At 63.1% G+C, this 24,037-nt stretch carries 21 protein-coding genes and 1 tRNA gene; 13 read left to right on the top strand and 9 right to left on the bottom strand.

Going from position 1 to position 24,037, the window contains the following annotated elements:
- The first annotated feature begins 3 nt into the window (after nt 1-3).
- The 6 genes from HMPREF1137_RS04140 to HMPREF1137_RS04115 are packed head-to-tail and all read left to right on the top strand — an operon-like array spanning nt 4 to nt 8,168.
- Nucleotides 4-1,053 (top strand): ABC transporter substrate-binding protein, encoded by a 1,050-nt coding sequence (locus tag HMPREF1137_RS04140; RefSeq protein ID WP_007589226.1) that lies wholly within the window; start codon nt 4-6, stop codon nt 1,051-1,053.
- A gap of 49 nt (nt 1,054-1,102) precedes the next feature.
- Complete coding sequence (locus tag HMPREF1137_RS04135; RefSeq protein WP_007589290.1) at nt 1,103-2,035, top strand: helix-turn-helix transcriptional regulator; 933 nt, start codon at nt 1,103-1,105, stop codon at nt 2,033-2,035.
- The gene (locus HMPREF1137_RS04130; RefSeq protein ID WP_007589246.1) at nt 2,028-2,966 is read left to right on the top strand and encodes a helix-turn-helix transcriptional regulator; all 939 of its coding nucleotides are present in this window, start codon (nt 2,028-2,030) and stop codon (nt 2,964-2,966) included. Before HMPREF1137_RS04135 ends, HMPREF1137_RS04130 begins: the two co-directional genes overlap by 8 nt.
- Entirely contained in the window at nt 2,963-5,731 is a 2,769-nt protein-coding gene (locus HMPREF1137_RS04125) for a DEAD/DEAH box helicase (protein WP_034496779.1), read from the top strand. The genes HMPREF1137_RS04130 and HMPREF1137_RS04125 overlap by 4 nt, the downstream gene beginning before the upstream one ends.
- 15 nt (nt 5,732-5,746) lie before the next feature.
- Nucleotides 5,747-7,366: an apolipoprotein N-acyltransferase gene (gene lnt, locus HMPREF1137_RS04120; RefSeq protein WP_007589253.1), complete on the top strand. Its 1,620-nt coding sequence runs from the start codon at nt 5,747-5,749 to the stop codon at nt 7,364-7,366.
- Nucleotides 7,367-7,385: 19 nt separating this feature from the next.
- Entirely contained in the window at nt 7,386-8,168 is a 783-nt protein-coding gene (locus HMPREF1137_RS04115) for a polyprenol monophosphomannose synthase (protein ID WP_007589260.1), read from the top strand.
- On the opposite strand, the gene HMPREF1137_RS04110 is transcribed toward HMPREF1137_RS04115, so the two are convergent.
- A complete protein-coding gene (locus HMPREF1137_RS04110) occupies nt 8,169-8,534 on the bottom strand; it encodes an RNA polymerase-binding protein RbpA (protein WP_007589234.1) in 366 nt (121 codons plus the stop codon).
- A 163-nt stretch (nt 8,535-8,697) separates the two neighbouring features.
- Here HMPREF1137_RS04110 and HMPREF1137_RS04105 point away from each other — a divergent pair, with 163 nt between their 5' ends.
- Nucleotides 8,698-9,441, top strand: coding sequence for a phosphatase PAP2 family protein (locus HMPREF1137_RS04105; RefSeq protein ID WP_007589311.1), 744 nt, complete (start codon nt 8,698-8,700; stop codon nt 9,439-9,441).
- A 33-nt stretch (nt 9,442-9,474) separates the two neighbouring features.
- Nucleotides 9,475-10,989, top strand: a complete 1,515-nt coding sequence (locus HMPREF1137_RS04100; RefSeq protein ID WP_034496776.1) for an Hsp70 family protein — start codon at nt 9,475-9,477, stop codon at nt 10,987-10,989.
- 88 nt (nt 10,990-11,077) lie between these two features.
- On the opposite strand, the gene HMPREF1137_RS04095 is transcribed toward HMPREF1137_RS04100, so the two are convergent.
- The 7 genes from HMPREF1137_RS04095 to pepN form a co-directional block, all read right to left on the bottom strand.
- Nucleotides 11,078-11,629, bottom strand: a complete 552-nt coding sequence (locus tag HMPREF1137_RS04095; protein ID WP_007589288.1) for a MerR family transcriptional regulator — start codon at nt 11,627-11,629, stop codon at nt 11,078-11,080.
- Nucleotides 11,630-11,741: 112 nt separating this feature from the next.
- Nucleotides 11,742-12,509 (bottom strand): transcriptional regulator FtsR, encoded by a 768-nt coding sequence (gene ftsR, locus HMPREF1137_RS04090; RefSeq protein ID WP_007589216.1) that lies wholly within the window; start codon nt 12,507-12,509, stop codon nt 11,742-11,744.
- A gap of 1 nt (nt 12,510) precedes the next feature.
- Nucleotides 12,511-12,945 carry an FHA domain-containing protein gene (locus HMPREF1137_RS04085; protein WP_007589255.1) on the bottom strand — a complete coding sequence of 145 codons (435 nt, stop codon included), beginning with the start codon at nt 12,943-12,945 and terminating at the stop codon, nt 12,511-12,513.
- Between the two features lie 101 nt (nt 12,946-13,046).
- Nucleotides 13,047-13,847: a DUF881 domain-containing protein gene (locus HMPREF1137_RS04080; protein WP_007589294.1), complete on the bottom strand. Its 801-nt coding sequence runs from the start codon at nt 13,845-13,847 to the stop codon at nt 13,047-13,049.
- Between the two features lies 1 nt (nt 13,848).
- A complete protein-coding gene (locus HMPREF1137_RS04075; RefSeq protein WP_007589292.1) occupies nt 13,849-14,181 on the bottom strand; it encodes a small basic family protein in 333 nt (110 codons plus the stop codon).
- Nucleotides 14,178-15,032, bottom strand: a complete 855-nt coding sequence (locus HMPREF1137_RS04070) for a DUF881 domain-containing protein (protein WP_007589301.1) — start codon at nt 15,030-15,032, stop codon at nt 14,178-14,180. Before HMPREF1137_RS04070 ends, HMPREF1137_RS04075 begins: the two co-directional genes overlap by 4 nt.
- On the bottom strand, nt 15,029-17,608 hold the full coding sequence (pepN, locus tag HMPREF1137_RS04065; RefSeq protein ID WP_007589267.1) for an aminopeptidase N: 2,580 nt from the start codon (nt 17,606-17,608) through the stop codon (nt 15,029-15,031). The genes HMPREF1137_RS04070 and pepN overlap by 4 nt, the downstream gene beginning before the upstream one ends.
- Nucleotides 17,609-17,680: 72 nt before the next feature.
- Here pepN and HMPREF1137_RS04060 point away from each other — a divergent pair, with 72 nt between their 5' ends.
- The 5 genes from HMPREF1137_RS04060 (at nt 17,681) to HMPREF1137_RS04040 (ending at nt 23,114) form a co-directional block, all read left to right on the top strand.
- A complete protein-coding gene (locus HMPREF1137_RS04060; protein ID WP_034496772.1) occupies nt 17,681-19,261 on the top strand; it encodes a UDP-N-acetylmuramoyl-L-alanyl-D-glutamate--2,6-diaminopimelate ligase in 1,581 nt (526 codons plus the stop codon).
- Nucleotides 19,262-19,340: 79 nt separating this feature from the next.
- The gene (gene der, locus HMPREF1137_RS04055) at nt 19,341-20,894 is read left to right on the top strand and encodes a ribosome biogenesis GTPase Der (RefSeq protein ID WP_007589262.1); all 1,554 of its coding nucleotides are present in this window, start codon (nt 19,341-19,343) and stop codon (nt 20,892-20,894) included.
- Between the two features lie 158 nt (nt 20,895-21,052).
- On the top strand, nt 21,053-21,688 hold the full coding sequence (locus HMPREF1137_RS04050; protein WP_007589249.1) for a DNA-3-methyladenine glycosylase I: 636 nt from the start codon (nt 21,053-21,055) through the stop codon (nt 21,686-21,688).
- A gap of 72 nt (nt 21,689-21,760) precedes the next feature.
- A complete protein-coding gene (locus tag HMPREF1137_RS04045) occupies nt 21,761-22,273 on the top strand; it encodes a PH domain-containing protein (protein WP_034496766.1) in 513 nt (170 codons plus the stop codon).
- 46 nt (nt 22,274-22,319) lie between these two features.
- Nucleotides 22,320-23,114, top strand: coding sequence for a DUF421 domain-containing protein (locus HMPREF1137_RS04040; RefSeq protein ID WP_007589289.1), 795 nt, complete (start codon nt 22,320-22,322; stop codon nt 23,112-23,114).
- Nucleotides 23,115-23,586: 472 nt separating this feature from the next.
- On the opposite strand, the gene HMPREF1137_RS04035 is transcribed toward HMPREF1137_RS04040, so the two are convergent.
- Nucleotides 23,587-23,660, bottom strand: a tRNA-Pro gene (locus HMPREF1137_RS04035).
- Nucleotides 23,661-24,037: the final 377 nt, after the last annotated feature.

The following is a 24,037-nucleotide window of genomic DNA, read 5'->3' as shown; positions in this document are numbered from 1 at the left end:
CCCTTGAAGCTTTCCACTTTCGTTCGCGCGACCGTTATTGGGGCCAGCGTCTCGCTGACACTGGGCGCTTGCACAGCCGGTCCCGGCGCAACGCAGTCGGACGCGTCCTCGAAGGGCGCCTCGGACGTGACGATCGGCCTGACCTACATTCCAAACGTACAGTTTGCTCCCGTCTATGTCGCTGATTCTCAGGGGCTGTATAACGACGCCGGCATCACGCCCACAGTTCGCCATCACGGCTCGGACGAGGGTCTGTTCACGGCGCTTCTCGCCGGCCAGGAGGACGTGGTCATTGCCTCCGGCGACGAGGCTGCGGTTGCCGCCTCGCAGGGCATGGACCTCGTGTCGATTGGCCAGTATTACGCGACCTACCCGGGGAGTGTCATCGTCCCTGCCTCGTCATCGATTACAAGCCTGGCTGACCTCGCCGGAAAGAACATCGGTATTCCGGGTGAGTATGGTTCGAGCTACTATGCCACCCTTGCCGCTATCAAGGCCGGTGGCCTGCAGACATCAGACGTGACCATTTCGTCGATTGGCTACACGCAGCAAGCGGCCCTCGCGGCTGGCCAGGTGGACGCAGTCGTTGGCTTTACCAACAATGACGCGGTGCAGATGAGACTGGCGGGCATCGACATCCGGGAGATCCCGTTGGATGGTGCCTCGACTCCGCTGGTGGCGGCCTCGATTATTACGACACGCGAGTGGGCGCAGGCCCACCCTGATGCGGCACGCGCGGTCGTGTCCGCAACCACCGAGGCGATGAACGCGATCGCAGCCGATCCTCAGGTCGCGATTGACGCGACGGTGAAGTGGGATACGACGCTCAGCGACGAGACGTCGCTGGCCGCAGCCAATGCCGTACTCGCTGCGACCGTTCCTCTGTGGCTCGGAGACGATGCCCACGCTGACGGCGTGCAGGATCTCGCCACCTGGTCTTCCATGGTGTCGTTCCTGACGTCGATTGGGGTCCTCGAAGGAGACGTCGATCCGACCGTCATCGTGACCAACGAGTACGCGAGCACGGCTGATGCCGCGTCGCCTCAGTCCTAAACGGTGCGCCGTATGCTCGGGACGCGCGCGTTTCGCGTAGGGTAGGCGGGTGAGTACCGCTGTCAACGCTAACGTGCGCGTCCTTGAGCTTTTTGTCGAGCTCCTGGGCGCGCGTCCCGGGCGCACGAAGGCGCAATTGCGTGCTCTTCCCGGATATCAGGGGCTCGCGGACGATGCCTTCGAAACGCAGTTCCAGCGTGACAAAGATGCATTGCGCGACGCTGGTGCCCACATGACGATCCAGTCGGGGGAGCGCTACAGCATCGCCTGGGATTCTTTTGCGCCCGGCATCGAAGTGACGAGTACCGACCGCGCGCTCATGTCGCTGGCCGCACGCGCGTGGGACAGCAGCGAATTTTTCGCCGACGCGATCGATGCGAAGGCAGCTGCAGCTTCCTCCGAGGACGTTCCTGCTCCCGCTATTCGTCTGGGTCTCACCGGTATCGGGGCCGCCACTGTCTTGTCGCAGGCCATTCGCGAGCGGCGCGTGGTGTGTTTCGAATACCCTGGCTCGCGCGAGCTCACTGAGCGCTCCGTCGAGCCGTGGGCTCTGTCGGTGCAGGGTCGCGCCTTGTACTTGTGGGGGTGGGATCTCGACCGAGGGGACGAACGCACCTTCCGTGTGTCGCGCATACGCTCGCAGATTTCCTTCATCGGAGAGCCAGGCGACGCTTCGCTTCCACCCGAGGGAGCGGCGTTTCCTCGCGTGTCATCGTTTGTCTCTCCCGTTGTCCACGTGCGCGCGGACTCCACTGCGCGCACGCTTCTCCACGGTTACGAGGCCGGGGCATCGTCTGAGGAGCACGGCTCGCCTCGGCACGGCTGGGAACGTATCGCGCTTGAAGGCGCAGAGATGGGAACGTGGATAGGCCGTCTTCTTCCATTGGCAGACGACGTCATCGTCGTCGCACCCGAGCCGCTGCGAGACGCGATGGTAACGCGTCTGCGTATTGCTGCTACGTGGGGTGAGCACGATGCCTGAGAACGTTCAGCTGGCCGTCGTCCGGCTTGCCTCGATGGTGGCGTGGATGAGCGAGCACCCGGGCGCGAGCGTCGATGAGATCGCTGCGCATTTCCATCGCACTCGTCGGCAGGTGCGTCGCGACGTCGAATACCTTGCCTCTGTTGGAGATTCACTGCCCGGCGCGTCCTTTGAGCTCGATTGGGAGCTGTACGAGCAAGAACAGCGTGTCTCACTACGCTCGACGCTGGGCGCCTCGGCACCGCTGCGGCTGTCAACGCTTGAGGCGCAGGCTCTTCTCATTGGCCTATCTGCGATGACTCCGCTGCTTGGCAAGGAGCTCTCCACGCATGTTCCGCATGCAGCCCTCGTTGTCTGCGCGCTCGGGGGTCTGAAAGAGGCTGAGGCGGAACAGCACGTGGAAGCGATCCCGTCTCTGGCCTCGTCAAGCGCGAGCCTTGAGACTCTGCGCGACGCCCTCCTGCGCGAAGAACGAGTGTCTTTCTCCTATGTGTCCGCTTCAGGCGTTCGCACGCGCCGCATCGTCGACCCGTGGTCGCTCGAGGCGAGCGCGAGCGGCTGGCTTCTGCGCGGATGGTGTACTCGCGCGGGGGAGGCTCGCAGCTTCGCGGTCGCGGCGATCAGCGATGTGCGCGGCGAGGGCCCGCGCGTCGAGGAGCCGCGCCGCGTGCGTCATGACGCACCCTCCTGGACGCTCGACGTCGATCGCGATGCTCGGTGGATCGCCGACGAATACGACGGTCACATCATTGCCGAGCTGGACGGCGGGGGAGCGCGCATCACCCTGCCCGTCTGGAACGAACAGTGGGGCCTGAGCCTCCTCATCGACATTGCCCCACACCTGCGCGCAGCAACGCCGGATATGCGCGAGGAGGCCGCACGCCGTGCGCGCTCAGTTTTGTCGACCTGGAACCGAGAGGATGCATCGTGAGCCCCAAACGACGTCGCCACCGCACCCGGGATGCTGACCACATGACCCAGCGCGAGGAGGAAGTCGGCCTCGGCGTGGGCAGTGCAGCCCAGCGCTACGCCGCGTACAAGGCCGAGGCGCAGGCTGCCTCGTCGCTGCGCGCCCGTTGGGTGTCCACGCTAAGTTTCACCCCTGACCCATTCCAGATCCAGGCACTCGATGCCGTCGAGGCCGGCAGCTCTGTCCTCGTGGCCGCTCCTACGGGCGCGGGTAAAACCATCGTGGGCCAGTTCGGCGCATACGTCGCGCTCGAGCAGGGAATGCGCGCGTTCTACACGACGCCGATCAAGGCTTTGTCCAACCAGAAGTACCTGGAGCTGTGCGACCTCTACGGTGCGGACAACGTCGGCCTGGCAACCGGCGACACGTCGGTGAACTCCGGTGCCCCGGTCGTCGTCATGACGACAGAGGTCCTGCGCAACATGATCTACGCTGGTGCAGCCCTCGATGACCTGGGCGTCGTTATCCTCGACGAGGTCCACTACCTGGCGGATAAGATGCGCGGCCCGGTGTGGGAGGAAGTGATCATTCACCTGCCCACACACGTTGCGATCATCGCGCTGTCTGCCACGGTGTCCAACGCCGAGGAGTTCGGGGCGTGGATCCGTGAGGTGCGCTCCACCTGCGAGATTATCGTCTCTGAGAAGCGTCCCGTCCCGCTCTACCAGCACATGATTGTCGGCGAGGACATCTTCGACCTGTACGCGCCCACCGGTAAGGGGAAGCTGAACCCCGAGCTCGTGGCGGCGACGCGCGACTCAGGGATGCGTGGCGGGCGCGGCTCGCGCTCGTGGAACCACGAGGTCCGGGTACGTCGCGAGTCGCGCCCCTCGACGCTGATTTCTCTTGACCGTGCGCGGCTGCTGCCCGCCATCACCTTTATCTTCTCGCGGGCAGGATGCGAGGACGCGGTGCGTCAGATCCTCTCCACGCGCATCACGCTGACGACGCGCTCGGAGGCCGCCGAGATCGAGAGCTACGTGGATGAGGTCATCGCGCTTCTTCCTCCCGAGGATGCCATTGTTCTCGGTACCGAGGCGTGGAAACGCGGCCTCATGCGCGGCATCGCTGCCCACCACGCTGGCATGCTGCCCCTCATGAAGGAAAGCGTCGAGCACCTGTTTTCGCGCGGCCTCGTCAAGATGGTGTACGCGACGGAAACGCTGGCACTCGGCATCAATATGCCCGCTCGCACGGTCGTCATCGAGTCTCTCACGAAGTGGAACGGCTCGGCGCATGTCTCTCTGTCTGCTGGCGAGTACACGCAGCTCTCGGGACGCGCGGGGCGTCGCGGTATTGACACCGAAGGGCACGCTGTCGTCTCGCATCGTGGGGGAGTGGCACCCGAAGAGGTCGCAGCCCTCGCGTCAAAGCGCACGTACCCGTTGATTTCCGCGTTCACTCCGACGTACAACATGGTCGTCAACCTGCTCGCGCGCTCGACGCGCGCCCAGACTCGCAAGGTCTTGGAGTCCTCTTTCGCGCAGTATCAGGCCGATTCCGCTGTCGTCGCGCTCGCGTCGCGACTAACCGAGTTGGAGGCTCAGCGCGACGCGACGGCCGAGGACCTGTCGTGTTCGCACGGCGATGTCCGCGAGTACCTGACGCTGCGCGACCAGTTGGGTCAGGCGGAGAAGTCCGGCGCACGAGCGCGCAAGCGCGAGGCACGTGATGAATCGCGTCGTCTTCTGTCCGGCGTGCGCCCGGGTGACGTCCTCGCACTGACTCGTGGCCGCAAGACGCGGCTGTGTGTCGTTGGGGCAAAGGCGACCAGCGCCTCGGGCAGAGTTGAGGTCTCGGTGATCGGGGAGGACGCCACGTGGAGGGCACTGGCCCCCGAAGACGTGCGCGGTGCAATTGCTGTCGTCGGCCATATGTCCATTCCCGGTGGGTCTGCGCTACGGCGCACGAAGGAGCGCACGCGCATCGCCGGGGAGTTGCGTTCCGGCGCAGCCAGGGGCCTCTACGAGGTCCCAGCAGATTCCACGCAGGCCTCTGATCCGGTCTCGGCACTACGTCTCGCGATGCGTCAGCATCCGGTGCACCGCTGCCCGCATCGCGAGGAGCACGCTCGAGCCGGCGCCCAGTGGGCACGCCTGGCACGCGAGATCGATCGTCTCCGCTCGTCCATCGACTCCCAGACAGGTTCCGTGGCTGCCCAGTTCGATCGTGTCTGCGCGGTCCTCGAACGTCTCGGATTTTTGGCCGGGGATGAGGTCACAGACGCGGGTCAGCGCTTGCGCCGAATCTTTGGTGAGCGCGACCTGGTGGTCGCCATGTCGATGAATGAGGGTACGTGGAATGAGCTCGACGAGGCGGAGCTCGCGTCGATGGTGTCTGCGCTCGTCTACGATTCTCGCTCCGACGACGATGCCCAGCAGCTGGCGCCTGCGGGCGTAGGCATTCGGCTGCAGGAAGCCTGGCACGAGAGCCTCGCGACCCTGGAGCGCGTGCACCGCGTCGAAAAGGCCTGTGGCTGCGACCTGACCCCGAGCCTCGACGCCGGTCTGATGGCTGCCACACTTGCGTGGGCGCACGGCTCGACGCTGGCCACAGCTATTGATGCCACGCCGATCCAGGCCGGAGATTTCGTCCGCTGGATGCGTCAGGTCATGGACTGCCTCGGTCAGATTGCGTCGGCGTCGTCTAGCGGCGAGCTTGCACGGAAGGCCGAGGCCGCGAAGGACCGCATCGGTCGCGGTATCGTTGCGTGGTCGACGATTTAAGAGAGCGGAGGGCTCGTGGAGCATCAGGAGATCTTGCGACGGGTCTCGTTCGCACACATCTGCGGTGATTCGATCATCGCCGCTGTTGCGGGACTCGCGCTGTATGCGTCGTTCCCGCCGCTGGGCTGGTGGTGGCTCTCGGTGCCCGCTCTCGCACTGTACATTTCACGCATCGACGAGGCCAGGGCACCGCGTGCGCTGACGGTTACCTTCGTGTTCGGCATGAGCTTCTGGATTCCGCTCATCGACTGGATTCCTTTGGCGGTGGGTACGAGGCCTCCCTGGTTCGTCCTTGCGTTCGTCCAGACTCTTTTCCTCATGGCATGGGCGTTATTCGCGCGTTGGACACAGCTGTGGGCATGGGCACGGGGACCCATCATGCAGGCCCTGTTCTACGCACTCACGTGGGCCGGTGTTGACGCCGCGCGCTCGCGCTGGCCGTGGTCGGGCTTTCCCTGGGGGTCGGTGGCATTGCCGCAGGTCGATTCATCCCTTGGCCGCCTGGCTCCCTACGGGGGAACCACACTGATCACTGTCGTCGTTGTTTTCCTGGCGGTTCTGGTTCGGCGTGCTTGTGCCGCTCGCGATGCCAGCGTCGTGCGCGAGCATTGGTTTTCGCGTCCAGCCCTTGCCCTGATCGTGGCAGGCGCGTTTATCGCTCCGCTTGCGGTGACGCTACCGAATCAGGCTGAGAACGGAATGCTGCGTATCGGTGTCGTCCAGGGCGATATCGCGTTGCCGGGCGCTCAGGCCTACAGTCGTGAGGGCGAGGTGACCGACAACAACGTGCGGGCATCCCTGGAGCTCGCGAGTTCGCCGGAGCTCGCGCACGACCCGATCGATCTTGCAATCTGGGGCGAAGGATCCGTTGACCGCGATCCGCTTGCATTCCCTGCGATTGGCCAGGCCGTCGATCGAGCCGCCACGGCGCTCGATGCGCCGATCCTGATCGGCTACACGAACCTGAACGAGCGCGACCGCGTGAAGAACTGGCTGGCGGTATGGGACCCGGGCACGGGAATGGACGAGGCCGCACGTTACTCCAAGCACGTTCCCGTTCCCTTTGGCGAGTTCATTCCTTTCCGGGACTTCATTGCTTCGTTCGCAACCGAAGTTGCTCAGTCCAGCAAGGATATGGAAGCGGGGGAGGAGCCTCCCCTGATGACGATTGAGGCACGCGACGGGCGCAGTGTTCCCCTGGCCGTCGGTATCTGTTTCGAGGCTGCGTACCCCCTCGTGATCGGCGACGGCGTCGCTCGTGGCGGACAGGCGATTATCGTTCCGTCGAACAACTATCACTTCCGTTCCTCGGGCGAGTCCGCGCAGCAGGGCCAGCTCTTGCGAATGCGCGCGATGGAGTATTCACGCAGTGCCGTTCAGGCTTCCACGACCGGCCACTCGTACGTGATTCGTCCCGACGGCTCGATTCTCGCGAGCACAGGTACCGAGGAGGCGGCGACGCTCGCTGCCGATATTCCGCTGCGTTCGTCGCTGACAGTGACAGCGTGGGCGGGGGAGAGGGTTCCAGGCGCCGTCATGGCCGCCACGTTTGTTATCAACGCTCTGGCGTTAGTGACAGTTATCGGGCAAGGAATAAGGGCCTCAGCGCGTGCCAGGCGTGCGTCGAGCCACTAAATTCGGCAAAATGTGAATCATGACCGTTTCTGAGCGCCTTGTTCCGTCTCCGCAGGGGGACCATACCCTGATCGTTATTCCAACCTACAACGAGATGGAGACGCTCCCGGATATTCTCACGCGCGTATGGGCCCACGTGCCCCATGCCCATATCCTCATTGTGGATGACTCATCGCCGGATGGAACGGGGGAGTGGGTCGATTCTCGTTGCAAGGAGGAGGAACGGCTTCACGTCCTGCACCGTCCCGCGAAGTCCGGCCTTGCAACCGCTTACGTCGACGGTATGGGTTGGGGAATCGAGCAGGGCTATCCGTTTATTCTCCAGATGGATGCGGACGGATCTCACCGCCCGGTGGATCTGCCGAAGCTGCTGGCACGTATGGCTGGGCCCGATAAGCCCGACCTCGTCATCGGCTCACGTTGGGTGCCCGGCGGTGCCATCAACGGGTGGTCGTCCAAGCGCGTCGCCCTGTCAAAAGCAGGCAATTATTATGTCCGATTTTGCCTGGGCACTCCGGTCAAAGACGCAACAGCAGGGCTACGCCTGCACCGTAGCGCCTTTTTAGCCCAGCACGAGGTCCTCGGTCGGGTAGCGACGACCGGATTTGGCTTCCAGGTTGAAATGACCGAACTGGAGCGTTCCCTGGGAGCCGTCATCACCGAAGTGCCGATCACCTTCGACGAGCGCATCGCCGGCGAGTCGAAACTCGACTCGTCGATCTTCGTCGAGGAGCTCGTCATGGTAACGAAAGGCGGCCTGGGTCGCCTGACCCAAGCCGCCCGTCGAGCATTCTCGAAGTGATCAGCCCTTGCGGTAAGAGCCTTCGGGACGCAAGCGACCCTCGCGGTATGCAGTGAGCTGCTCAGTAAGGACAACTTCAAGCTCTTCGACCGAGCGACGCTCGAGCAGCATGTCCCAGTGGGTACGCTGCGGCTTGACGGGCTTGCTTTCCTCGTCCTCAACGGTCTCGCCAATAAGCTCAGCGGTCTGACCGCACTTGCATTCCCAGGTCGCCGGAGCTGTCGCCTCACTGGACAGCGTCACCTCGAACTCATGTCCGTTCGGGCAGGCGTAACGAACGACGAAACGGTCGGCGAAAACGACGCCGTCCTCGGACTCGAGGGACTTCGCACCGATCTGCATGCCACGCAGTGCGCGGTCAGCCATAACAGCCTCCTGGACGTAGATAAGAAACGGGACCATTCTATCTGACACGTCAAGCGGAACGATACTGAGGCTCGGCTACGCCCCACCCCTTCGATCCGATAATGTACATTATGTCCGTTTTTCTTTCCTTACCTCTCTCCAACCACGCGGTACAGTTACAACCATGACGACAGACTGCGACCCGCGCACACAGCGCCCCCATGCCATCCGAGAGACCATCGTGCTCGCGCTGGCATGCCTGTCGTATTCAATTCTGTCGTTCCTTGCGAAGGCACCCGAATCCGTCGCCGTCGCACATGCGCACGATGTTGCCGCCTTCGAGTCCCGCTTCGGCCTGTTCATCGAAGCCCGTGCAAACGCATGGCTGACAGCCCACCCATTCGTCGCATCGCTCGCTTCGACCCAGTACGCCGTTTCTTTTTTCGCAATGACTGGTTTTGCCATGGTCATCCTATGGCTGAAGGCCCCCGCTCACTATCGGGTCGCCCGATGGACACTCGTCATCATGACGATTGGAGCGCTCGTCACCTACTGGACCTATCCCCTGGCTCCCCCGCGCCTCGTCCCTGAGCTCGGCTTCGTCGATGCGGTCGCCGAGCACACGTCCGCATATTCTCAGCTGTTTGGCACGCTCGCGAACCCCTACGGCGCTATGCCATCGATGCACACGGGTTGGTCCGTGTGGGTTGCAGTCATGCTCGGAACGTACGTGTGGCGCTCGTGGTGGGCGCGACTCATCCTCGCCATCCACCCCGCTTTAACGATCGTGACAATCGTCGCAACAGCCAACCATTATGTGGTTGATGCCATTGCTGGATGCGCATACTTCCTGCTCGCCTGGCTCTTTGTCACCATTGTAAACAGGGCCTTACTGGGGAATGTAGGAACGCCCGGCGAGACGTCCTAGGACCTCCCCTATTTAAACGCTAGTGTGGGTGCCATGAGACTCGGAGTTGATTTTGGCACCACAACCACTGCGATCGCTATCGTCGATCGGGGCAACTACCCGATCGTTTCCTTCGTCAACAATAATGACGATACGGTCGATTTCGTTCCGTCCATCATCGCTCTTGACGGCGACCGACTGATCTATGGGTTTGATGCCGAGGACGCCGCCAGGGAGGGCGCTCCCCACCTGCGCTCTTTCAAGCGCCTGCTCTCCGACCCGTCGGTGACTGACACCTCGACGCTGCGCCTGGGCAATCACAGCATCTCGATCCTCGACGCACTGACAGGTTTCCTCAGCTACGTCGTGCGCCAGCTTCGTACCAACTCCTCCATCGCGTCGCTGCCTGATTCGGAGCCGCTCGAAGCCCTCGTCGGCATTCCGGCGCACGCGTGGTCGGCGCAGCGCTTCCTTACTCTTGAGGCCTTCCGCCGCGCGGGTTGGGACGTCCTCGCGATGGTCAACGAACCCTCCGCTGCCGGCTTCGAGTACACCCACCGCCATGCGGGAACCCTCAATTCCAAGCGCACCGCGATCCTCGTCTACGACCTGGGCGGCGGCACCTTCGATGCCTCCATTGTGTCCGCCACGGGTACGCTTCACGAGGTCATGGGATCGCGTGGCCTCAACATGGTCGGCGGCGACGACTTCGACTTGGTGCTTGCTACCCGTCTGGCCGCAGCCGCAGGTACGGATTCAGGCACACTCGGCGACGCTGCGTGGGAACAGCTGATCGAAGACGCGCGCGACGCCAAGGAGACCCTCTCCCCTTCGACGAAGTTCATCACCGTACCTGTCGAAGGGAAGCCCGTCACGATTTCGGTCGCCGATTTCTACGAGGCCGCCACTCCCCTCGTTGAAGCGACGATCGCTGCGATGGAGCCGCTTCTGGTGCCTGATGCATCCGGTGTCGGCCAGCTCGGCGGCGACATCGCCGGCCTCTACGTCGTTGGTGGCGGTTCGCAGCTGCCGCTTGTTGCCCGAGTGCTCCGTTCGCGCTTTGGCCGCCGCGTGCACCGCTCTCCTCACACCGCTGCGTCGACCGCGATCGGCCTCGCTATCGGCGCCGATCCCGAGGCCGCGTACACGGTACGCGAACAACTCTCGCGCGGCGTCGGCGTCTTCCGTGAGCGCGAGGCTGGCTCGTTCATCTCGTTCGACACCCTCCTGGAGCCGAACACTGAACTTGCTCCCGGCGAGACCCTGACGATCAAGCGCCGCTACCGCGCCGCGCACAACATCGGCTACTTCCGCTTCGTTGAGTATTCGTCGTTCGACGAGGCCGGGGTGCCGCGCGGCGATCTTCAGCCCTACGGCGAAGTGATCGTCCCCTTCGATCGCGCTTTGCGCCGCGATGACATTGACCTCAGCACCGTCCCAGTCATCCGCACCGAAGATGGACCACTGATTGAGGAATCCTACATCGTCGACGAAAACGGGATGGTGACTGTCGAAATCACCGACGTTGAATCCTCCTTCACGGTGAGGCGCCCCCTCGGGCGCCGCTAACGGCGACGACGAGCGTTTCCAATACACGGAAATAGCTGTGGGGGCCAGGCTGAGCCTGGCCCCCACAGCTAGTGTGAAAGATGACGTGTCAGGACGCGGAGAGCTTAGAACGACGACGCTCGGCGAGCTCATCAACGAACGCGGGCTCGGAGCGTTCGAGCGGAAGCTCTGCAAGCGACCCTTCGACCTCGCGCCATACACGGCCAACCGCGATGCCAAAGACGCCCTGGCCACCCTGAAGCAGATCGATAACTTCATCCGTCGACGTGCATTCGTACACGGACGCGCCGTCGCTCATCAGGGTGATCGAGGCGAGGTCGTCCACTCCCCTGTTCTGGAGCGATGACACTGCGATACGTACCTGCTGAAGAGACACGCCGGCGTCGAGGAGCTTCTTGACGACCTTCAGGACAAGGATGTCGCGGAATGAGTACAGACGCTGCGAACCGGAACCACGCGCGGCGCGGATCGACGGCTGAAGAAGACCAGTGCGAGCCCAGTAGTCGAGCTGGCGATACGTAATACCAGCGGCGCTGCATGCGACCGGGCCACGGTATCCCATCTCGTCCGTATCAAGGCCTTCGAGCGGGTCACCGAAAAGCATGCCTTGCCGGCTAGCGGCGTTCGCTTGTGCGCTCACTGTCGGGCTCCTTGCAGGTGGTACTTGATGAGAACAGCACTACGGTAGAGCACTGACGAACGGTGGTCAATGACCGAAGCGGCGAGTCTAACCTTCATGTTCAACATGAGACTTAGTCTCCATCGTCCGCGAGAGCGGACACGGCTACCGTCAACATGTCGCGGTGCAGCTCGGCAAACAACTCCCCCAGCTCAACCGCTCGGGCACGTGCACGTTCGCGATCCGCGCCACGGCCTCGTCCCCGCTGCGAGGACACCGTTTGATCGATGATATCCGCGCTACGCTCTGCACCCTGCCGGACCGCACGCAACACGCGCACGTCGACTCCAGCACACTCAAGACGGGCAATAGCGGACACTGCCTGCACGCAACGCGAGGGAAAATAACCCGCCAGGTCCGGCGTGATAAGCCCGAGGCGCGTATAGCGTTCAAGGGTCTCCATATCGACACCCGTCAGATCGCACAGGTCAGCCGCAGGAATCGCGCGGCGTCCGCCCAACGACACCGTTTGCCCCTCGGAGGAAACAACCTGGGCAACCCTGCGGCGCGTCGGTGTGTGCCCGGCATCGAGCGCATCGAGCTGCGTGCGAATCACACTCAGCGGTGTGAATGAATCGCGCTGCTCCGTGAGCACGTAACGCAACCGCTCGACGTCGGCAGCGGAGTACTTGCGGTAACCCGAACCCGTACGCGCCGGAGCCACGAGCCCCTCGCTCTCCAGGTAACGCACCTTGGACAGCGAGATGGCGGGGAATTCCTCTTTCAGAGCGTCGACAACGCGACCGATCGACAGCTCAGGGCTGTGATCAGCATCCTGCGGCCACGAGCGCGCCTCGTGAGACGAAGCTGCCCCCCGCGCGTGCGCAACGGCTGCGGACACGTCAGGCCTGCTTGGTCGAGGGCTGATACGTCAGGCGATACTTACCGATCTGCACTTCGTCGCCGGCACGCAGCTGGATGGAATCAACGCGTTCGCGGTTCACGTACGTTCCGTTGAGCGAACCCGAATCGCGAACGATGTGTCCGCCCTCAGAGGCGATGAACTGGCAGTGCTTACGGGACACCGTCACGTCATCGAGGAAGATATCGGCCTTAGGAGAGCGACCGGCGTTGGTCACCTCCGGGTCCAGAAGGAATCGCGCACCCGTGTTCGGACCGCGCTGCACGATGAGAAGAGCCGATCCGGCGGGCAGCGCCTCGACGGCCTCGCGGTCGCGAGCGGACAGGGCAACGGGCGCCTCTTCGACCTCATCAACCACAGGCGCCAAGCCGAAAACTGAGGTTGCAGTCGGATCGAACGGCTGGTTGTCAGACATTGTGCGCTCCAAGAAATAAGAAGATGAACTGAGATAAGTGTAAACGTTTGGCTTGTATCAGGCGCGAGCACGCACCACTGGGCGGTGCGTCTATCGCGATGTCACCCGTAGGTAGCAAACTGTGGCGGCTTGGGCGTCGCGAGAGAGGTGATCGACAGATCATCACTGGGCGTGATCTGAACGATCGCTCCCTTCGCGCGCATCTGAGCGGCCGATCCCGCCTGGATATCGAGGGCCGTTGCGATCGTCTGGGCTTCACCAATCACCTTCCATGTGTACGGCGACGTGATCGGGGTACCGTCAACCACGATTGCCCCCGCCTGACCGGTGAAAGCTGCTCGCGTCGACAGGCGCACGCCATTCAGTTCAATGGCCTCAGCTCCAGCATTGCGCAACTCCCCCAGCGTCATGACGAATTGTGTCGGGGTCAAGTTAGCGCCTGGGTCCGCAACTGCAACGGTGACTCCGGGACCATGCACGGCAACCGTTCCGGCGGCGATCTGTGCCTGCGTTTCGGCCTTGCGAGTCGCCTGCTCGCGCGCTTGCGCTTCATCGGCTGCACTACGCAGCTCATCGAGTTCACCGGAAAGCTCGCCGCGGCGGGTACGCAGATTTTGTTCCTGGGTCCCCAGCTCATCGAGCACGGTCACCAGATCTTGCTCGGAGAGCCCTTCAAGCGGGTCGGAACGTTGTGCGCGCACCTGCGTCACCAACGCGAATCCGAGAATCATAAAGATCACGAGCATCACAACATGAAGCCCGCGGGGAAGAGCGAAAAACGCTTGACGAGCACGCGCCCACAGACGCGGGTGCGTATGTCCAACGCGATGCGATGCCCGCGTGCGCGTCGGTTCCTTGCCGCCGTCTTCGTGCGGGACCGTCGAGGTGGGTTCGTCGTTCATTTCAGGCCTTCAGTAGGAGGCGGCGAATGGATGCCGTGTTGGAGAAGATACGGATGCCCAGAACGACGACAACCGCTGTCGTCATCGCTGAGCCAACGCCAAGCTGCGTACCGAGGAAGACGAGGAGACACGCAACGACGACGTTCCAAAAGAACGACGTGACGAAAACTCGGTCCGCGAAGCGCCCCTCAAGCCACGCGCGTCCGGCGCCAAAGAGGGCGTCCAGACCCGCAACGACAGCCACGGGCAAGAATGGGGTAAGCCACGCTGGCACGGTCGGATCCAGCAGCACGCCAAGAACAATGCCGATGATCAAGCCAATGACGGCAATCATGAAGAACCACCTTCGTTCGATCCTCCCACTGGGGTTGCATAGTGGGAGTCTGTGAGCGTGAGTGCCTCCATTTGGAGGTTATCGCTGACTTTGGATGACACGGTCATACCGGTGACCGACTGCGCGGCCGACAGGTAGTCGCCAGTGGTGCCGCGGACAAGAGCGACAGACAGGGCGTTTGCATCGCCGATTGCCGCCACCTCGTAGGGCGACGACACAGGGGTGACGTTCACAAGAATCACCGAGCCAGCCGTGCGCACAAACGTCTCGGGCCCCACCCGTTGGCCGTTGATGGACACAGCATCGGCACCGGCAGCCCACATGGCGTTCACAACCATCGCAAGATCCTGGTCACGCACGTTGCCATTGCCCTTTCCGGGCCCGCTGCGATCGGTCAGAGTCACGGTGATACCGGGCCCACTGACGGGTGTCGTCGCTGTCATCAGGTCCTGTGCCGGGTTCGACGGGGCAGTCGAACCGGTTTGGGAATACTGGTCAATGGCCCGCCCCAGCGACTGCACGTCGTCGTTCAGCGCTTCCACCGCAGCCGTGCGCTCCGACGCCTGCGATTTCAGATCGGATTTCACGTCGCCCTCAGGCGCGCGCAGCGATGCGGTCGCCACGATCGACCCGAAGCCGAGCGCGACGGCGACCGCGAAGACTGCGATTTTACCGCCAACGCTCGCGGGCCTCGACCCGTGTTCGGCACGATAGTGCTCGTACCCGGCGTCGAGAGGATTAGCGAGGAGGGCTGTCAGTAGGGACATCGAGGCGGCGGGGTCGACAGACGAGGCCTGGGTAGCCTCGAGCTGCTCCCCCGCCATATCACCTCGGTGTGCTCCCTGCGTCACTGATCCTGCTTCCATCGGCGCTGCACGCGTTCGTCACGCTCGAAGGCATCCAGATGCTCGAGGACGATGCGACGCAGCTGGGCGGGAGCATCGCCGTGAGCATCGAGCCAGCCACGCAGCAGGCCCACCGAGCGCTCGACGCTGCCCTCACGGTCGATATCGAGGCCGTAGGCGAGCACGCCATTCGCATAGCGCAGCGCCATGCCGATCGTGTGGGCTTCCCAGTACGACCGCAGGCGATCGACAGCGCCCTCAACGCCCGCGTCACCCTCCCACGACGAGGCGTTCAGACCGGCGAGCGTCGCGGTCAGGAAGTCATTCGACAGCGATTCCGAATAAACCGACTCCCACGCGCGTGAGCGCGCGTCCTCGAACGGCAGCGAGGCGAGTGCTTCGACACTCATGCGCGCCGCTTCACCGGAGCCGTCCGCGCTGCGCCACGCCTCAATCGCATCCGCGTCAACGAGGCCGCGAGCCGCCAAAGCGCGGCGGGCGCGCCAGGCAATGTCCGGGTTGTCACTGGCCGCGAGAGTGCGCACCGTGGCCTCGTACTCATCGCCGCCACGCGCCGCGAACTCTGCGATGAAGGCCCGCGTGTAAGAACGCCAAGCGTCAGCGTCAGCCGCCTCGCGCGACAACCGAATCGTCGTAGCCAGCACCTGATCGTGCACGTCGCCACGCAGGCTACCCGGCAGGAAAGACGAGAGGGCTTCAGATACGAACAGGAGCAAACGGTCGCGGATAGCTGGCTCGGTCTCTGCGGGAACAGCCGTGAGAACGGCGACGATAAAGCGGCGCGGGTCGAGCAGGCCGTCGCGTACCGCGTTCCACAGCGACGCCCAGATCACAGCGCGCGTGATCGGCGCATCGATGGTTCCCACGTAGGCGAGCGCCACATCAGTGGAACGCTCATCGAGGCGGGAGATTGCGTAGGTGAGGTCATCATCGTTCACAACGACGAGGTCAGCCGAGGCAGCACCGCCGGGAACCGCAAGAACACCCTCAGGATCAATCCCAGCGTTCTCACCGTCAATACGAACGTCAAAAGCGTGCGTGCGCTCGAGTGCGCCAGCCGCAACGCGCCACGTCGACACGGTCACGCGGTGGGGACGCAGCACACCGTTGCAGGCCTCGCCACCCTGGTGGAGGGTGAAGTCCGTGATGGCACCGACAGCGTCGGTCACCCAGGAAGCGGACAGCGTCGACGGACCGGAGGTCTCCAGCCATGCGCTCTTCCAGGAGGACAGCTCCTGGCGCGAGGCCCCCTCGAGTGCAACGAGCAGATCCTGCAGGTTCGTCGCGCCGAACTGATGCTCAGCGAAGTAGCGGCGCGCTCCCTCGTAGAAGGCATCGTCACCCACCCAGGCAACCAGCTGCTTGAGCACGGCCGCGCCCTTCGCGTAGGTGATGCCATCGAAGTTTGTCTTGGCGGCTGCAACGTCCGGAATATCGGCTGCAATCGGGTGCGTCGTGGGCATCTGGTCCTGCGTGTAGGCCCAGATCTTGCGGTTCATCGCGAAGTTCGCCCATTCACCGACGTAGCGGGTCGCGGTGGCAATCGCGCTGGCTCCCTGGTTCTCCGCAAAAGATTCCTTGAGCCACAGGTCGTCCCACCACGAGGGCGTGGCAAGGTCGCCGAACCACATGTGGCACATTTCGTGCAGCGTCGTGTTCGCACGGCGCTGGCGCTCGGAGAACGTGGGGGTCGAGCGAGAAATGTAGTTTTCATTGAAGGTAATGCAGCCCGGGTTCTCCATGGCTCCCAGGTTGTATTCGGGCACGTATACCTGGTCGTATGATCCCCACGGGAAGGTCACGCCGTAGCGCTCGTGGAAGAAGTCCAGGCCAGCGCGCGTCACCTCGAACACGTCGTCGGAATCGAGGTAACGCTCGAGGGTGCGGCGGCACAGCAGGCGCAGAGGAAGGTCGGCGTGGCCGCCATCGGAAGCCCCGCCGCTCCAGGTGCCACCCTCGATAACGGCCCACGGGCCCGCGACGATCGCGGTGATGTAGCTCGACAGCGGGCGGGTCGCCGTGAAGTCATGGCGCAGCGCACCCGAGTCATCCACGGCCTCGACGGCCGTTTCAACGCCGTTGGAGGACACGACCCAGCCACTCGGGGCAATGACATGGAATGTCCACTCAGGTTTGACGTCGGGCTGGTCGATGCACGGCCAGGCGCGATGTGCATCGTTGGGCTCGAACTGGGTGTAGAGGTAGACCTCGCTATCCTCTGGATCCGTATAGCGGTGGAGGCCTTCGCCACTGCGCGAGTAGCGTGCGAGAGCTCGGACCTCAAGGGTGACCGTCTCCCCCACCGGTAAGCCTCCGATCCACACGCGGTCTTCGTCGTCATCGAAAGCATGAGGTTCACCGTTGAGGAGCACCTGGGTCACCTGGCCCGCGATGTCGATAAACGTGCGTTCCTCCTCAGACATCATCGTCAAGGTCGACGTCACGGGATAGGTGGGGATCGTGGTGTCCTTAGCGTCTCTGATGTCGACCACGACGTCGATAGCGGAGGCGTGAAGATGGGCAGCGCGATGTGTAGCTTCGTTGCGGGTCAAAATCTGCATAACACGTATCCTACTGTGTCACGGCCGGTCCGTGTGGCGCGCGCCGCCGTCACGACCAACTACAGTAGGCGTATGACTTCAGTGATTGATATTCGCCCCACGATCGCTCCGGTCGGCCTGACGACCGCTCTGTCGGGCCTCGACACTCAGGGATTCTTTGGTGCAGACGGCTCTCCCGCGTCTCTTGCCAAGTCAGCTCTGTCCCTTCGCGGCGTGACCGTTTCATCCGACGACTGCGAGTCGGACTGGTTGTTCGTCGCGATCCCTGGTCTCAAACAGCATGGCATTCGTTTCGCGCACGCCGCGATAGATGCAGGGGCGAGTGTCATCCTCACTGACGAGGAAGGCCGCAAGCAGGCGCATGAACGCGGCCTGGGCGTACCCGTCATTCAGGTGGCAGACCCACGCGCGATCGTTCCGCAGCTGTGTGCCAATGTCTACGCCTCCCCCGCCACACGCCTCACAACGATGGCAGTGACTGGCACGAATGGAAAGACGACAACCTCCTACCTGATGCGCGCCGCCATCGCGTCACAATTCCCCAACGCGTCGCTGTGCGGCACCGTGGAAACCCACGTTGGTCCCATTTCGTTCGAGGCCGTGCGAACCACCGCCGAGGCTCCCGTCGTCGCCCGTTTCCTGGCAGCAACCGAGCAATACGGGTGCGGCGCCGGCGTCATCGAACTGTCCGCGCATGCCCTGTCACTGCACCGGGTCGACGGAATTGTCTTCGATGTCGCAGCATTTACGAACCTGCAACACGACCACCTCGACTATTACGGCGACATGGAGAACTACTTCCAGGCGAAGGCTCTCCTGTTCACCCCCGAGCATTCCCGCCGCGGCGTCGTGTGTGTCGACGATAAGTGGGGGCGCCGCCTCGCCGAGCAGGCCACGGTGCCGGTGACCACCGTGTCCGCATTGACCGATGAACCCGCCGACTGGCAAGTGCGTGAGGTGACACCGGATCAGACGATCGGACGCACCGTGTTCACGCTCGTCGATCCCTCCGGCGCGGGTCACCGCGTCGCGATGCCAATCCTGGGCGAAGTGAACATTCAGAACACCGCCGTCGCAATCGTCAGCGCGGTGAGCCTCGGTATCGAGCTGGCAGACGTCATCTCAGCCATCGAGGATGCTCCTCAGATCCCCGGACGCATGGAGAAGGTCAATCCCCATCCCGGCGCTCAGCCGCTCGTCATCGTCGACTACGCCCACACGCCCGAAGCGCTGGAGTGGACCCTGAGGTCGACCCGTGAGCTCACATCCGGCCGTGTCGTCGTCGTCTTCGGAACGGACGGCGACCGCGATGCAACCAAGCGTGAACACCTCGCCGAGATTGCTGCACGCGAAGCCGACATTCTCTGGGTGACGGACGAGAACCCGCGCACCGAAGATCCGCAGTCGATTCGCGACTACCTGCTACGGGGCATCGCGTCCGTGCGCCCAGGCATGGACGACGTCACCGAGGTAACAACCTGCCGCCGCGACGCGGTACGACGTGCGATCTTGGCAGCCGAGCCGGGCGATACCGTCATCATTACGGGTAAGGGCGCCGAGTGGTACCAGGAGATCCAGGGGATCCATCACCGATACAACGACGTGCCCGTCGCCGCCGAGGTCCTCGCGGGCGACGTGCGCTCGCACGAGTGACGCAGCGTTATCTGTGAACTGGCGCGCCGCAGGGGCTCCCATCGGGCCTTCACGGCGCGCCACGCCGTAGACTGGGCGGGTGAATGACTTTGATAACCAGCCCGACGCGACCGCCGCATTCGACGCGGACGCGGCCGAAAACTACATCGCTGATGCGGTGGAGAGCGCGCCCGCCGCAATCGAACTGAGCGACGAGGAGACCGAGGCGCGTGCCCGTCTCATGCGCGCCAACCTCGACCAGTTCGATCTGGACGAGGAGGACCTGGCGCTCCTGGCCGGCGAGTCTGCGCTCGCGGAATCTGACGACGTGGCTGCGGGTCTGCCCGTGCTCGCAGTCGTCGGCCGGCCGAACGTCGGCAAGTCCACGCTGGTCAACCGCATCCTTGGTCGGCGCGAGGCGGTCGTGCAGGACACGCCCGGCGTGACCCGCGATCGCGTCTCCTACCCCGCCGAATGGGCGGGACGCGACTTCACGCTCGTCGACACCGGCGGCTGGGAGATCGACGTCAAGGGTCTGGATCGTTCCGTCGCCGAGCAGGCAGAGATCGCCGTTGATCTGGCTGACGCTGTCGTCCTCGTCCTGGATGCGACCGTCGGCGTCACCGCCTCGGACGAGCGCATCGTGGAGATGCTGCGCGCCAAGAAGAAGCCGATCATCCTGGCCGCTAACAAGGTGGACTCTCCCCTGCAGGAGGCCGACGCTGCCTACCTGTGGAGCCTTGGCCTGGGCGAGCCCTACCCCATTTCCGCCCTGCATGGACGTGGCACCGGCGATCTCCTGGACGTCGTCATGGAGGTCCTCCCGACCGAGTCGGCCGTTGCCTCGGCGCTGCCGTCCGGCGGTCCGCGTCGCGTCGCCCTCGTCGGTCGCCCCAACGTTGGCAAGTCGTCCCTGCTGAACGCGCTGGCCGGCGGCGAGCGCGTCGTCGTCAACGAGCTCGCCGGCACCACTCGTGACCCCGTCGATGAGCTCATTGAGCTCGATGGCCGCTCGTGGTGGTTCGTCGACACCGCGGGCATCCGCCGCAAGATGCACCGCACAACCGGAGCGGACTACTACGCATCAATCCGCACCCAGGCCGCCATCGAGAAGGCCGAGGTCGCACTGGTGCTCATCGACGGCTCGACTCCCCTGACGGAGCAGGATGTACGCGTCGTCCAGCAGGTCATCGATGCAGGACGCGCACTCGTCGTCGTCACCAACAAGTGGGACCTCGTTGACGAGGAGCGTCAGAAAGAGATCAAGAACGAGCTCGAGCGTGAGCTGGTTCAGATCCAATGGGCACCGCGCATTAACCTGGCCGCCAAGACGGGCTGGCACACGAACCGCATCGTGCGCGCGCTCGACACCGCGCTCGAGGGGTGGGAGACTCGCATCCCCACTGGCCAGCTCAACGCGTTCCTCGGCCAGCTGGTTGCTGCTCATCCGCACCCGCTGCGTGGTGGCAAGCAGCCCCGCATCCTCTTCGGCACGCAGGCGTCGAGCAAGCCGCCGCGCTTTGTGCTCTTCACGACTGGCTTCCTCGACCCCGGCTACCGCCGCTTTATCGAGCGCCGCTTGCGTGAGACCTTCGGTTTCGCTGGCACGCCGATTCAGATTTCGGTGCGCGTGCGCGAGAAGCGACGCAGGTAAAGACGCTCCGACATGTGGCCCGCTTCCCCCGGAGGCGGGCCACACCCGTACCTGCACTCCCCTGGCGTGTATCCACAGGCTCGTTTCAACCGGCGTCGTTATCCACAAGCGCCACGGCGCCGCTTGACCGGTGACCACCACGCACGCAGGATCGACGTATGAACACTCCACTCACCCAATCTACAGTTCTCCCCCTAGCCTCCGGACTCACCCTGTGCGATGACGGACTCGTCCGGCCCACGTGGGCCTCCCATGACGAGCTGTTACGCAGCTACTACGACGCCGAATGGGGACTGCCCGTCCACGACGAAGTCGGCGTGTTCGAGCGTCTCGTGCTTGAAGGATTCCAGGCTGGTCTCTCCTGGCGAACCGTGCTCGCTAAACGCGGTGCATTCCGCGCTGCTTTTGCAGGTTTCAGCCCCGACCGGGTCGCAGCTTTCACGGGAGACGACATCGAGCGTCTCAGCACCAACCCCGAGATCATTCGTAACCGCAGGAAGATCGAGTCGGCGATCAGCAACGCTCGTGCAACGGTCGCGATGCGCAGCACCGGCGACAGCTCACACGGGCCCACCCACCTGGGCGAGCTCGTCTGGTCGTATCGCCCGACGTGCGATCCGCATCCGCGTTCGCAGGGCGAGGTACCGACGCAGCTGCCAGAGTCGGTGGCGCTCGCCAAGGACCTGAAAGACAGAGGATTCCGTTTTGTCGGCCCGACGACAATGCTCGCGCTCATGGCGGCAATCGGCATCGTGAATACAGATATTGTTGGCACGCACCGCAGGCCTGCTTAACCTCAGGTAAGGTCGCGCACAGCTGTTACCCGCACGCTTTCACGAGTTGCGGTGATCTGGCATGATGGTGCCATGGCTCTGTCGAAAAAGCTCCTCAGCCAGGACGAGGTCGTCGTCCGGCACATGCACACGCACATCAAGACCCTGCTCCCCGCGATCATCGTGGAGTCGATCCTCGTGATCGCAGCGGCGGTCGGCTCGTTCTACGTCCCGGAGAACGCGCGTTACTGGGCGCTTCCGACCATCTGGATCGCCGTGCTCCTCCTGTCGATTCCGCTCATCCTTGTTCCCTGGATCAAGTGGATAACGACGACCTACACGGTGACGACGAAGCGAGTCATCACCCGCAAGGGCATCATTAAGCGCACCGGTCACGATCTGCCACTCACCCGCATCTCCGACATCCAGATCGAAAAGGACTTCGACGACCGGATCTTCGGTTGCGGCACGCTCGCCCTCCAGACCTCCGCTGACGATCCATTGCTGCTGCGCGACGTGCCGAAGGTTGAGACGGTCCAGGTCGAGATCTCCAATCTGATCTTCCATGACATCCAGGGAGCTATCGACGCGGATCCGACGAGTTAATCACACCACGCCAAACCGCGTCCCCACATGCGAATAGACTGCTCTCATGTTCGATATTCATGGTTTCGAAATGACGGTCTTTAAGCTCCTGATCGGTGTCACCCTGATCGTCCTCCACCTGCGCCTCACGGGCAAGCAGCGGACGGTCCAGCTGACACCGATCGACTTTATCGGGAACTTTATCCTCGGTGGCGTTATCGGCGGCGTCATCTACAACCACGCAATCTCGTTCGCGGAGTACATCAGCTTCCTGCTCGTCACCTTTGGAATCATCTCCGGCCTGAACTACCTGATGTCGAAGTTCATGTCGACCCGCTCTCTCGTGATGGGAAAGGCGTACACGATCATCGAGGGCGGGCGATTTACTCAGGACGCGCTCGACAACACGGATCACAAGCTCGACCCAGTCGAGTTTCTCGCAGAGCTACGCGGCATGGGCATCTTTTCACTGAGCGACATCAGCCTCGTACAACGCGAAGCCAACGGCTCCCTGACGGTACGGCGCAAGGGCGAGGGCGGCATCAACTACGTCCTGGTGTCCAATGGGCAGGTCGTGACCGACAACCTCGAGTTGGTATATCGCGACGAGGAGTGGCTACGCGGAGAGCTTTCGTCGGCGGGCGTCGGCGACCTGGAGGATCTCTTCGTTGTCGAACTTGACGCCAACAACCGGCTGAACATCGTCTCTCAGACGGGAAACACAACTGCGATGACAGTGTCTGAGCCGGCCATCAACGAGGTAACGATGGTGACCGAGTTCGAGAACCCGGAAACTGCGAATCCGACACTGGAGGACTTCGCGGTGGATCCGGACAGTACCGAAGAGACTCCCGCGCAGTAAAAGACTATCCGACTGTGCGCACGTTCCCCGGCCTCGTTCTTCATGGACGAGGCCGGGATGTCGTTGTGGGGACACAGAAGCCGCGTGAGTTGAAACTGTAGAAAACCGCCCGAGTGCGCGAGAAGCTAGTAGCCAGAGGAAAGGGTGTGTCATCTGCCCAGACGCCAACAGTAAGCAGGTCGAAATCATCCCCGTTGACGACTTCGACCTGTGAAACAGTTTACTGCAGTCATTGAAGCGGTTGTGACCACCTGAGACTATGCAACCACCGTGCACCACCTGCACAAATGCGGTGTTATTTCCGAGAAAACTACGTTTTACCGGGAGAAATAAAAGCGGCGAAATCCGCATCACATTTCGGTTACAAATGAGGACGCGGCAATCCCCCGGGACAGAGGTCCTTGCAGCGAAGACCCCCGGCAGCAGAAGGCGGACAACAAAAACCGCAAGGAGAAATCCTTGCGGTTTTTCGTCGGGCTGGCGGGATTTGAACCCACGACCCCTTGACCCCCAGTCAAGTGCGCTACCAAGCTGCGCCACAGCCCGTATTTAATTCGTCGCCGTAGCGACCTGTAGAACTATAGCGCACCCGGAGAGTAGGAAGCAACCCGACAGGGGTGCGCCATGACACATTCCCGCATCGCGCCGGAGGACCTATCCGACGACCGCGTTACCTCCACCATATCGCCTCACGGAACAGCGGGTCATCAACCAATCGCACGGCTAGACTGATGTCTATCCGTCATCATCACACACCGTGGGAGCAATCCAAATGACCATGCGCCGACTACTGACATCCACTGCGACCCTCGCCCTTGCAGTCACTGGAGTCGCACTCCCATCCGTCGGCATGTGGGATACACCGACAGCCCGGGCGAGCGCGGTCGTTGTGAGCGTGGAAAGCTCTCCGGCACGTGCTGTTA

It is taken from the genome of Actinomyces sp. ICM39 (assembly GCF_000282935.1).
Classification (GTDB): Bacteria; Actinomycetota; Actinomycetes; order Actinomycetales; family Actinomycetaceae; genus Pauljensenia; species Pauljensenia odontolytica_B.
This window is presented reverse-complemented; position numbering and strand designations above follow the sequence as displayed.

What these genes read in the sequence shown, in the direction of transcription:
- HMPREF1137_RS04080 (WP_007589294.1), bottom strand. Translation starts at nt 13,847, where the DNA reads ATGAACGACGAACCCACCTCGACGGTCCCGCACGAAGACGGCGGCAAG.
- HMPREF1137_RS04115 (WP_007589260.1), top strand. Translation starts at nt 7,386, where the DNA reads ATGACCGTTTCTGAGCGCCTTGTTCCGTCTCCGCAGGGGGACCATACC.
- HMPREF1137_RS04110 (WP_007589234.1), bottom strand. Translation starts at nt 8,534, where the DNA reads ATGGCTGACCGCGCACTGCGTGGCATGCAGATCGGTGCGAAGTCCCTC.
- HMPREF1137_RS04105 (WP_007589311.1), top strand. Translation starts at nt 8,698, where the DNA reads ATGACGACAGACTGCGACCCGCGCACACAGCGCCCCCATGCCATCCGA.
- HMPREF1137_RS04130 (WP_007589246.1), top strand. Translation starts at nt 2,028, where the DNA reads ATGCCTGAGAACGTTCAGCTGGCCGTCGTCCGGCTTGCCTCGATGGTG.
- pepN (WP_007589267.1), bottom strand. Translation starts at nt 17,608, where the DNA reads ATGCAGATTTTGACCCGCAACGAAGCTACACATCGCGCTGCCCATCTT.
- HMPREF1137_RS04100 (WP_034496776.1), top strand. Translation starts at nt 9,475, where the DNA reads ATGAGACTCGGAGTTGATTTTGGCACCACAACCACTGCGATCGCTATC.
- HMPREF1137_RS04040 (WP_007589289.1), top strand. Translation starts at nt 22,320, where the DNA reads ATGTTCGATATTCATGGTTTCGAAATGACGGTCTTTAAGCTCCTGATC.
- HMPREF1137_RS04060 (WP_034496772.1), top strand. Translation starts at nt 17,681, where the DNA reads ATGACTTCAGTGATTGATATTCGCCCCACGATCGCTCCGGTCGGCCTG.
- HMPREF1137_RS04075 (WP_007589292.1), bottom strand. Translation starts at nt 14,181, where the DNA reads ATGATTGCCGTCATTGGCTTGATCATCGGCATTGTTCTTGGCGTGCTG.
- HMPREF1137_RS04085 (WP_007589255.1), bottom strand. Translation starts at nt 12,945, where the DNA reads ATGTCTGACAACCAGCCGTTCGATCCGACTGCAACCTCAGTTTTCGGC.
- HMPREF1137_RS04045 (WP_034496766.1), top strand. Translation starts at nt 21,761, where the DNA reads ATGGCTCTGTCGAAAAAGCTCCTCAGCCAGGACGAGGTCGTCGTCCGG.
- HMPREF1137_RS04050 (WP_007589249.1), top strand. Translation starts at nt 21,053, where the DNA reads ATGAACACTCCACTCACCCAATCTACAGTTCTCCCCCTAGCCTCCGGA.